We start from the raw sequence: 6,632 nt of genomic DNA, 5'->3' as shown, positions 1-6,632 counted from the left end.
CGACTACTATCTGTGCGGCGTGTCACGCAGCCGATGGTAACAGCGGTATCGCAACTTATCCTAAACTGGCAGGTCAGTTCGCGGCCTACACCTACGGCCAAACCATGGCCATCAAAGACGGTACCCGTACCCACGGTGCTGCCGGCGTGATGAAACCGATGGTGATGAACTTGTCCGAACAAGACATCCGCGACGCTGCCGCCTACTACGCCAAACAACAAGGCAAACCGGGCGAAGCCAATCCTAAAGAAAACCCAGAGTTGGGCGCGAAAATCTATCGCGGCGGCCTGAGCGCTAAAAAACTGCCGGCATGTATGTCTTGCCACGGTCCTAGCGGCGCAGGTATCCCAGGCGGCGGTACTGAAATCCAAGCCTATCCTCGTCTGGGCGGCCAACACAAAGCTTACGTTGTCGAGCAAATGAAAGCTTACCAATCCGGCCAACGCAAAAACGCCATCATGGCCGATATTGCCAACCGCCTGAGCGAAGAAGAGTTGAACGCAGTAGCCAACTTTATCCAAGGTTTGCACTAATTTCGTTTTAAAACGAGCTTATTGATACAGGCCGTCTGAAAACCCTTCAGACGGCCTTAGCCAATATATGCCGATAAGCCTGATTGTTTTTTTCAAATAGCGACAGTAAGATTTTGACTACAATATACAGTATTCTTCCTTTCGCATCATAACGTCCATCGCAGCCCGATTGATTGGGTTGTTCAAAGCCGACAGTTGAAACATGAGTAAATCTTCATCATCCGTCCCACTCATCCGCAGACCATGGTTTGCCTTTTTCAGCTCCATGCGTTTTGCCGTCGCCTTGCTCAGCCTATTGGGCGTGGCTTCGATTATCGGTACGGTCTTGCAGCAAAACCAGCCACAAGTTGATTATTTGGTGAAATTCGGCCCGTTTTGGTCGCAGATTTTCGGTTTTTGGGGCCTGTACGACGTGTACGCCTCGGCGTGGTTCGTTGTCATCATGATGTTTTTGGTGATTTCCACCGGATTGTGCCTGATTCGCAATGTTCCGCCGTTTTTGCGCGAGATTCGTTCGTTCCGTGAAAACGCGAAGGAAAAATCGCTGGCGGCAATGCGCCATTCCATCGTTTTAGACGGACAGGTAACGCCCGAAGTCGCGCAACGGTATTTGGAAGTACAAGGCTATGGCTGCAAAACCGTTACGCGTGAAGACGGTTCGGTTTTGGTGGCGGCGAAAAAAGGCGCGATGAACAAATGGGGCTATATCTTTGCCCATGCCGCGCTGATTGTGATTTGTTTGGGCGGTTTGATAGACAGCAATATCCTGCTGAAAATCGGTATGCTCACCGGACGAATCGTGCCCGACAATACGGCGGTTTACGCCAAAGACTTTAAGCCAGAAAGCGTGTTGGGTGAATCCAACCTGTCGTTTAGGGGCAATGTCAATATCGCGGAAGGGCAGAGCGCGGACGTGGTGTTTCTGAATGCGGATAACGGCATGCTGGTGCAAGACCTGCCGTTTTCGGTCAAATTAAAGAAATTCCATATCGACTTTTACGATACTGGTATGCCGCGTGATTTTGCCAGCGACTTGGAAGTAACGGACAAGGCAACCGGCAAAGTCAGCGAACACACTATCCGCGTCAACCATCCTTTGACGTTGCACGGTATTACGGTTTATCAGGCAAGTTTTGCCGACGGCGGCTCTGACTTGACGTTTAAAGCGTGGAATCTGGCTGATGCCGACCGTACTCCGGTTAAACTCAAAGCAACGTCTATGCGCGAGTTTCCGCTGGATTTGGGCAAGACCTCTTATAAACTGGAATTTGACCAGTTTACTTCGATGAACGTCGAAGACATGAGCGAGCCGTCTGAAAAAGAGCAAAACTTGAAATCCGCCATCAATGATGTTCGCTCTGTCCGTCAAGAAGGCAAAAAATACACAAATATCGGCCCGTCTATCGTTTACCGTATCCGCGACAAAGCAGGGCAGGCGGTCGAATATAAAAACTATATGTTGCCGGTAAAACAAGATGAAGACTATTTCTTTATTACCGGTACACGCAGCGGCTTGGCGCAGCAATACCGTTGGTTGCGCATTCCGATGGATAAAAACGGCCAAATCGACACCTTTATGGCTTTGCGCCAATATCTGAAAGACGATGCGGCACGCCGTAAAACTGTTGCCAACGCCGTTAAAGGCGCACCTGCCGAAATCCGTGAGCAATTCATGGCGGCGGCGGAAAACACCTTGTCTATTTTTGCCAAAGGCGGCTATTTGGCTTTGGACGAATTTGTTACCACCAACATTCCGAAAGAGCAGCAGGAAAAAATGCAGGGCTATTTCTATGAGATGCTCTATGGCGTGATGAATGCCGCTTTGGAAGATACGATCAGCACATACAATCTGCCGGCTTGGCCGCAGGATGAAAAACGCAACCGCTTCCTGTTGCACGCAATGGATGCTTACACCGGTTTGACCGAATATCCCGCGCCAATGCTGCTGCAACTGGAAAGTTTTGCCGAAGTACGCTCTTCCGGCCTGCAGATGACCCGTTCGCCGGGCGCATTCTTGGTGTATTTGGGTTCGGTATTGCTGGTGTTGGGTACGGTATTTATGTTCTATATTCGTGAAAAACGTGCTTGGCTGCTGTTTTCAGACGGCCGTATCCGTTTTGCCATGTCTTCCAGCCGCAACGAACGCGACTTGCAGAAAGAATTTCCGCAACACACACGGCAATTGCAGCAGCTTGCCAAGGATTTGAACCATGAATAACAAACATCAGGCCTTGCCCGAGCATGAGCTTCTGACACATAAATCATTTATCCGAAACCTCAACCTTTTCGACTGGGCATTTGCGCTGCTGATTGCAATCGGTGCGTTTATTGCCCAAACCCAGGCTGGTCTGCACATGGACATCTACGAAATGGTAATTTTGTGGGTGAGTGCCGGTATTGCCGTTTTTCTGGGTTGGTTTTTCAAACCGATGCGCTGGTTTATCCCTTTGGGCGTGTGCTTGGCGTATTTGGCCGTTGATTTGTATGGTGGCGACATCAAACGTGCAGACGGCTTCTTGCTCAAATACCTGTTAAGCAGCCAGTCGGCGATTATGTGGCAATGCGCGTTTGTGTTCTTCGCCTTGTTTACCTATATCGTCGGCGCGATAGCGGCGGTGCGCAAAAATGTGCCGTCCAATACGCTTTTGGGCATGGGTACCGTGTTTGCATGGGTTTCAGCGGTGGCGGGTTTTGTCGGTTTGTTGGTGCGCTGGCATGAAAGCTATCTGCTGCGTCCCGATGCCGGCCATATTCCGGTTTCCAACCTTTACGAAGTATTTATCTTGTTCTTGGTCATTACGGCGCTGATGTACCTCTATTACGAAGGCCGTTTTGCCGTACAAAAACTGGGCGGCTTCGTCTTCAGCTTTATGGCGATTGTGGTCGGATTTGTCTTGTGGTACAGCGTTTCACGCGAGGCGCATGCCATTCAGCCGCTGATTCCTGCTTTGCAGTCTTGGTGGATGAAAATCCACGTTCCGGCCAACTTTATCGGCTACGGCGCATTTTGTATCGCCGCCATGCTGGGTATTGCCGAACTGCTGGCACTCAGAAAAGAAGATGCAGGCAAAAAATCATGGCTGCCGCACTCGCAGGTCATTGAAGAAGTCATGTACAAAGCGATTGCCGTCGGTTTCCTGTTCTTTACCATTGCCACCATTCTCGGCGCATTGTGGGCGGCCGACGCGTGGGGCCGCTATTGGAGCTGGGACCCGAAAGAAACTTGGGCATTTATCGTTTGGCTGAATTACGCTGTCTGGTTGCATTTGCGACTGGTGGCAGGCTGGCGCGGCAGGGTGTTGGCTTGGTGGGCGGTCATCGGCCTGATCATTACCGCCTTTGCCTTTATCGGCGTGAATATGTTCTTAAGCGGCCTGCATTCTTACGGCACTTTGTAAGCAGCCTATCCCGCACTTTATTTCAGACGGCCTTTTTCCGTTTTCGGAGAAAACGCCGTCTGAATCGTTTTTAATCATTTTTTCAGACGGCCTCAAACCATGTTGGTATTAGGAATTGAATCATCTTGCGACGAAACCGGCGTTGCGCTCTATGATACCGAGCGCGGCCTGTTGGCGCATCATTTGCACACACAAATGGCGATGCACGCCGAGTACGGCGGCGTTGTCCCCGAATTGGCCAGCCGCGACCATATCCGCCGTGTCGTGCCATTGACGCAAGGTTGCTTGAAGGAGGCAGGCGTAGGCTATGCCGATATCGACGCGGTTGCCTTTACGCAAGGCCCGGGTTTGGGCGGCGCGTTACTGGCCGGTTCAGGCTTTGCCAACGCCTTGGCATTTGCCATCGGCAAGCCCGTTATCCCCGTCCACCATCTTGAAGGCCATTTGCTCTCACCTTTGTTGGCAGACGACAAGCCTGAATTTCCATTTGTTGCTTTGCTGGTGTCGGGCGGACATACGCAATTTATGGCTGTACGCGGTATCGGCGATTACACCTTGCTGGGTGAGAGCGTGGATGATGCGGCGGGCGAGGCGTTTGATAAAACGGCCAAGCTTTTGGGTTTGCCTTATCCCGGCGGTGCCAAATTATCCGAGTTGGCCAAACTTGGCACGCCTGATGCTTTCACATTCCCACGCCCCATGCTTCATTCGCACGATTTACAGATGAGCTTTTCCGGTTTGAAAACCGCCGTTTTGACCGCTGTCGAAAAAGTCTGTGCCGAAACCGGCAGCGATGAAATTCCGGAACAAACACGCAACGACATTTGCCGCGCTTTCCAAGATGCGGTGGTTGACGTATTGGCGGCCAAAGCCAAAAAAGCGTTGTTGGATACCGGCTTCAGAACTTTGGTGGTTGCCGGCGGTGTGGGTGCAAACTGGAAACTGCGTGATGAATTTTCGCGCTTAACCGTTAAAATGCCGTCTGAAAAAGGCCAACCCAAGCCGCAGGAAGAAAAAATCAACGTCTATTTTCCACCGATGGCATACTGTACCGACAACGGCGCAATGATTGCCTTTGCCGGCGCGATGCGTCTTGCCGAGCGTCAGGCTGTCGGTGCATTCAATGTCAAACCGCGCTGGCCGCTGTCGGATATTGTGAAACAGGGCTGATGTATTAGACTGCTTCGATGCAATGAAAGGCCGTCTGAAATGACGAATTTATCTAAAGGTTTGCTGGCGGCCATAACGTCCAATGCATTGTTTGCTATGCTGTTTCTGTACGGCGTATGGATGCAGCCGATGAGCGGCACGGAAATTTTTGCGTGGCGTATGGTGGCGATGCTGTCGGCTTTATGCGTGCTGATGACAATGGTCAACGGTTGGCAGGCTGCGGCGCGGTTTGCGAACAATATCGGCCGTGATTGGAAGCGGTGGCTGTTGATTGTATTGCCGACGCCGATATTTGCCAGTCAGTTGTGGCTGTTTGTCTGGGGGCCGGTCAACGGGGAAGGGGTAAACATCGCCATGGGTTATTTCCTGTTTCCTTTGGCGATGATGCTGGGTGGACGGATTTGGTTTAAAGAGCGTTTAAACCGGTTGCAGAGGGTTGCCGTTGCATTGGCCTGTGCAGGCGTGGCATGTGAATTGGTACGGTCGGGTGCGTTTTCGTGGACGACTGTATGGGTGTTCGGTACTTATCCGTTTTATTATCTACTGCGCCGAAAACTGGGCGTGCCTTCTTTAATCGGTCTGGCCTTTGATTTAATGATGATTACGCCGTTTGCATTGGCGTATATTATATTTGCAACGGATACGCCGGCGATGATTGCGGCCAAACCAGTTTTAATTTTCTTTATTGTGTTGCTGGGTTTTAATAGTGCAATATCTATGCATTTGAATTTGAAGGCAAATCAGTTGCTGCCGGTGGCGGTGTTCGGCATGTTGAGCTATTTGGAGCCTGTATTGCTTTTTATTGTGTCGATTGTATGGCTGGGCGAGCCGGTGCAAAAAGGCGCATTGATCGGCTATGGCCTGATTTGGTCGGGTTTGTGCGTGATGATTGTCAATGGCTTGTTGGGAATGAAGAAAGAAAAGAAATTGGCTAAAGCTTGATTGATGGATTAAGGCCGTCTGAAAAATGGGTTGATCAATATTTTCAGACGGCCTTGAATATTAAAAGGGACGTATCCGATACGTCCCTTTTGTTTTACCAGCTTTGGGCGATACGGTCAGCTTCTTGCAGGCGTTCGACTGTGCCGACGTCCAACCAAAGGCCGTTGTGGTGTTCGCCGCTGATTTGGCTTTGACTCATGGCCTGACGCAACAGAGGGGCAAGTTTGGCAGCCTGGTGCGCCGGGGTATCTTTGAAAAGCGCGGGATGATAAACGCCCACGCCGCTGAAAGTCAGGGCCTGGCCGTCTGAGGATGATGCGGATACCAGGCCGTCTGAAAGCAGGCCGAAGTCGCCTTCGGGATGATGGGGTGGATTGTCCACCAGCCACAAATGGGCGAGAAAGTTGTGTTCCTGCATGCGCTGGGCAGCCAGTCGTGCAGCTTGGAAATCAATGTCGGTCAACACGTCGCCATTGACGACCAAAAACGGCTCGTTGCCCAAAAGCGGCAGGGCGGTGGCAATGCCTCCGGCAGTTTCCAGGCCTCCGGCGCGCTCGGGAGAATAGGCAATGTGTACGCCGTAGGCTGA

Annotated in this window: 6 protein-coding genes; 5 read left to right on the top strand and 1 reads right to left on the bottom strand. The window is 51.4% G+C overall.

Annotation, left to right across the window (positions count from 1 at the left end):
* The 5 genes from ACTHSP_RS16465 to rarD all read left to right on the top strand — a co-directional run.
* The coding region (locus ACTHSP_RS16465) for a c-type cytochrome (protein WP_440346473.1) at nucleotides 1-533 on the top strand (533 nt) is incomplete at its 5' end.
* A gap of 265 nt (nucleotides 534-798) precedes the next feature.
* On the top strand, nucleotides 799-2,751 hold the full coding sequence (locus tag ACTHSP_RS16460; RefSeq protein ID WP_440346474.1) for a cytochrome c biogenesis protein ResB: 1,953 nt from the start codon (nucleotides 799-801) through the stop codon (nucleotides 2,749-2,751).
* Nucleotides 2,744-3,931: a c-type cytochrome biogenesis protein CcsB gene (gene ccsB / locus ACTHSP_RS16455; RefSeq protein ID WP_371464548.1), complete on the top strand. Its 1,188-nt coding sequence runs from the start codon at nucleotides 2,744-2,746 to the stop codon at nucleotides 3,929-3,931. The genes ACTHSP_RS16460 and ccsB overlap by 8 nt, the downstream gene beginning before the upstream one ends.
* Nucleotides 3,932-4,030: 99 nt before the next feature.
* Nucleotides 4,031-5,101, top strand: a complete 1,071-nt coding sequence (gene tsaD / locus ACTHSP_RS16450; protein ID WP_049350776.1) for a tRNA (adenosine(37)-N6)-threonylcarbamoyltransferase complex transferase subunit TsaD — start codon at nucleotides 4,031-4,033, stop codon at nucleotides 5,099-5,101.
* 39 nt (nucleotides 5,102-5,140) lie between these two features.
* Entirely contained in the window at nucleotides 5,141-6,043 is a 903-nt protein-coding gene (rarD, locus tag ACTHSP_RS16445) for an EamA family transporter RarD (protein ID WP_440346472.1), read from the top strand.
* Between the two features lie 94 nt (nucleotides 6,044-6,137).
* Here the strand turns inward: rarD and ACTHSP_RS16440 are convergent.
* On the bottom strand, nucleotides 6,138-6,632 hold a 495-nt coding region (locus tag ACTHSP_RS16440; RefSeq protein ID WP_440346471.1), incomplete at its 5' end, for a sugar phosphate nucleotidyltransferase.

It is taken from the genome of Neisseria sp. P0001.S005 (genome assembly GCF_051963715.1).
The sequence above is the reverse complement of the archived record's forward strand: the minus strand, read 5'-3'. Positions and strand labels throughout refer to the sequence as shown.

Excerpts from the sequence above, each read along its gene's own strand:
- ACTHSP_RS16460 (WP_440346474.1), top strand. The coding sequence starts at position 799 with ATGCGTTTTGCCGTCGCCTTGCTCAGCCTATTGGGCGTGGCTTCGATT.
- ccsB (WP_371464548.1), top strand. The coding sequence starts at position 2,744 with ATGAATAACAAACATCAGGCCTTGCCCGAGCATGAGCTTCTGACACAT.
- tsaD (WP_049350776.1), top strand. The coding sequence starts at position 4,031 with ATGTTGGTATTAGGAATTGAATCATCTTGCGACGAAACCGGCGTTGCG.
- rarD (WP_440346472.1), top strand. The coding sequence starts at position 5,141 with ATGACGAATTTATCTAAAGGTTTGCTGGCGGCCATAACGTCCAATGCA.